Source organism: Polaribacter sp., from assembly GCF_965660385.1.
In the GTDB taxonomy this organism is placed as follows: Bacteria; Bacteroidota; Bacteroidia; order Flavobacteriales; family Flavobacteriaceae; genus Polaribacter.
In genome coordinates this window covers 1,280-5,070 of the sequence record NZ_CBFHZT010000096.1, presented here as the reverse complement: position 1 = coordinate 5,070, position 3,791 = coordinate 1,280, and the positions used below count along the sequence as shown (strand labels likewise).

At 28.5% G+C, this 3,791-nt stretch carries 3 protein-coding genes; 2 read left to right on the top strand and 1 reads right to left on the bottom strand.

Features of this window, described 5'->3' with window-relative positions; all coding sequences use genetic code 11:
- Together ACTG3V_RS14990 and ACTG3V_RS14985 are read left to right on the top strand one after the other, a co-directional pair.
- Nucleotides 1-1,719, top strand: a 1,719-nt coding sequence (locus ACTG3V_RS14990) for a response regulator (protein WP_439132985.1), incomplete at its 5' end; no start/stop codon positions are given.
- A gap of 1,087 nt (nucleotides 1,720-2,806) precedes the next feature.
- The gene (locus tag ACTG3V_RS14985) at nucleotides 2,807-3,019 is read left to right on the top strand and encodes a hypothetical protein (protein WP_439132984.1); all 213 of its coding nucleotides are present in this window, start codon (nucleotides 2,807-2,809) and stop codon (nucleotides 3,017-3,019) included.
- Between the two features lie 197 nt (nucleotides 3,020-3,216).
- On the opposite strand, the gene ACTG3V_RS14980 is transcribed toward ACTG3V_RS14985, so the two are convergent.
- Nucleotides 3,217-3,791 (bottom strand): aminotransferase class I/II-fold pyridoxal phosphate-dependent enzyme (locus tag ACTG3V_RS14980; protein ID WP_439132983.1); only part of this gene is annotated, 575 nt, incomplete at its 5' end.

Below are 3,791 nucleotides of genomic sequence, written 5' to 3'. Positions count from 1 at the left end.
AAAGAAAACAATCAAGATTCTAGAAATTATGAAATTAAAGTAAATGACAAAAACGGAGATTTAAAATGGTTGTTTGTAAGTTCTGCAGCAAATTATAATGATAATGGAGAGTTAATTGGTTGGATACGTATTCACCTAGATATTACCAAACAAAAAAAATTAGAATATAAAATTGAAAAAGCAATTTTGTCTGAGCGTGCAGCTTCAAGAGCAAAAGAACTTTTTTTGGCAAACATGAGTCATGAAATAAGAACCCCTTTAAACGTTATTATTGGTATGATTCGAGAATTAAATAAAGAAAATTTAACATCAAACCAGCAATTTTATGTGAGCCAATCAGAAAAATCGGCAAAACATTTATTAATGATATTAAATAACATTCTTGATATTACCAAAATAGAATCAGGGGAAATGGAAATTGTAAAAAAAGTTTTTAATCCGAGTGCTATGATTTACGATGTACATGCTATTTTAACTTCTCAAGCTCAAGAAAAAAACATAAAATTTATCCTAGATATTAACCCAGATATTCATCATGCTCTTGTTGGTGATGATATTAGAATTAAACAAGTATTAATTAATCTTGTGCGGAATTCAATAAAGTTTACAAACAAAGGTTTTATACATTTAAAAGTAGCACTAATAAATAATAGCAAGCAATCCCAAACACTACGTTTTGAAGTTGCTGATACAGGTATTGGAATGTCGAATGAGTTTATAGCTAAAATATTTGAAAAGTTTTCTCAAGAACAAAATACAGCAAATAGAGAATATGAAGGCAGTGGATTAGGTATGCCAATTTCAAACGATTTAATTAAACTTATGGGTAGTGAATTAATTATAAGAAGTGTTAAAAATAAAGGAACAAATTCCTATTTTGATTTAACTCTTGAAAAGAGGAATCAGGATAGTTTAAATTCAAATATTCAACAAGTTAAGCAAGGTGCTTATAAAGGGCACAAGGTACTTCTAGTAGAAGACAATGAAATGAACAGGTTTATAACCATAAAAAGTTTAGATTATTTAGGCTTTGTAACAACAGAGGCACAAAATGGTTTAATTGCTACACAGTTGATAAAAAAACAAAATTTCGATTTAATTTTAATGGATATACAAATGCCTATAATGGATGGTGTGGAAGCTACTCGAATTATACGTAATAATCTTAAAATACAAACACCTATTATCGCGTTAACTGCAAATGCATTTAAGCGTGATATAGATTTATATTTAAAAATTGGAATGAACGCATACATTACCAAACCTTTTGCAGAAAAAGTATTGTTTAGAAATATTCAAGCAGTTTTAGAGGTGTCTAAAGATGTTAAAAAATTGAACAATAATGCTCCTAATAATGAAACTTTAAAGGGTAAAGAAGAACCGTTATTTGATATTAGTGAATACAAAAAAACAAATGGAATTGACAATGAATTTATAAAAAAAATGGTAAAAATGTTTATTAGTTTAGCTGATGAAAACAGTTTACTTTTAGAAAAAGCATTAGAAGTAAATAATGTTTTAGCCATTAGAAGAATAATTCATAAAATAAAACCAAACATAGAAGTTATGGGGATTGGCTCTTTAGAAAACAATATAACAGAAATTCTAAAATTCAATTTAGAATCAACAATAACCCATGAATTCAAATCGAATACAAAAAAAGTAATACAAGTATTAAAAGCATCAAGCAAGCTTTTAAAAAATGAGGAAATATCTTAGCTCATAGCTACTGTTTATTTTAACATAAGTTGAGATTACTTTTAACAAATAAAAACGTTTAATTTTTAACTGCATTAAAGTATACTTATCCTTTAAGAGTGTACGTGAATTTTTATATAGTTATTCGACTACCTCGTAAATATTTACAGATAAAATATTTAAAAGAGATAAACTTAAAGCACACTTAGTGCAGAAAGTTTTCAATACCCCATAAACTTTATAAGTTTTGCATTAAATAAAATTCATATAAATCAACTATTCTCTTATTTACCCAATTACTACTTACTAAGAGATTCATTGGCTTTAACTCAGTAAATTTAATTATTACTAGTACAAAACATGTGGTAAATACCAAGTTTTGCACGTGCTGAAAACTAAAGTTAAATATTAAAATAGATTGTAAAATGAAATGTTTAGTCTGTAAAAATAAAGATATCCTTGAGCCAATTTGTAGTACACAATTTAAGTTTAGGATTTATCCATTTAGTAAATCATTTGTTTGTCGTAAATGCGAAAGTAAGTATGACGTTTTATTTTTATTGGCAACTACGAGAAAAATCCGTTATTTTATTTCCAAAAGAAAACCAGTTATGCCTGTATAATATCAGTTGTTAACTTACATATTTTAGATTACAACTTAGGTAGTATTTTTGAGGTAGGTTATTAGATTAGTTCAAATCAATTCATAATTTAGGGGGTGTGGCTTCAAGTAGGGAGGTACTTACTTTTTCAAAATCAACAAAAGCTTGGGGCCACCGACTAAATTTTTATTAGAAATTAAGAACAGTGATATTAAATAATTTATAAGAGACAGTAAGAAATAGAATAATTAAATCAGTAAACCTTATTTAAAATAATGGTCTGGTTTTTTTAAAATTACATGATTAAAGTTCCCCAAAGCGATAAAAGTCATACTTCATTTAAGTGTGGCTTTTTCATTTTAATACATTTTTTAAACTTTTTTTCACGTTGTCGTAAACTATAAATACTACAAAAATTGAATTTTAGCACTGGTTTGTAGTTGTTTAGCTTGTAACAAATTTTTTTATATCTCGTCTTAAGTATGTAATCAAATAAACTAAACATTATGAAAACAACATACATAAACACTGTAGAAAGAGGAATTTTAAATTCGGCTTATAAAAGAGAAATTAGAGCTAATATTTCTGAATGTAAAAGAGAAACATTATCAAAAATGAAATTGATGGTAGAAGCGCATCAAGAAAATGCACAGAGTGCTGCTGGTACTATTTTAAAGGTTTCCTTTTTTATGGTAGCGATAATCATTATGGTATCTTAAAAAGCAATGCACTTTATGATTTCGATAACTTAGCAAGTAAGCACGCGTGAAGGATTGAAGCAATTGTTTGAGCTCTCCCGATTTATAATCGGGAAGCGAGTGCGAAAAGCCTGACCTGAAAGGACACGCTAAAAACAAGAACAAAAAAAATCCATCTCAAAAAAAGATGGATTTATAATTTATATAAAGCTAGAAGTTTAGCTTAACGCTTCTTTAATTCTTTTTATAGCTTCACGAATTTGTAATTCTGATGCAGCATATGAAATTCTAATACAGTTAGGCGCACCAAATGCGTCTCCAGTAACTGTAGCTACATTTGCTTTTTCTAAGATAAATAAAGCAAAATCGCTTGCATTATTAATTGTAATTCCTTGAATTGTTTTGCCAAAATACGCAGAAATATCTGGGAAAACATAAAAAGCACCATCTGGCACATTTACTTTAAAACCGTCAATTTCTTTCAATAAATCAATTACAATACCTCTTCTGGTTTTAAATTCATCAACCATGTATTGTATTTTGCTAATTGGCGCTAAAACTGCTGTTATAGCCGCTCTTTGTGCAATACAATTGGTACCAGAGGTAATTTGCCCTTGCATTTTAGTACACGCTTTTGCAATCCATTCTGGAGCACCAATATAACCAATTCTCCAACCAGTCATAGCAAATGCTTTTGCCAAACCGTTTACGGTAATTGTTCTGTCGTATAAACTATCAATAGCAGCTAAACTAAATGGTTTAACATCGTAATTAATGTGTTCATAAATTTCGT

Excerpts from the sequence above, each read along its gene's own strand:
- ACTG3V_RS14985 (WP_439132984.1), top strand. The coding sequence starts at position 2,807 with ATGAAAACAACATACATAAACACTGTAGAAAGAGGAATTTTAAATTCG.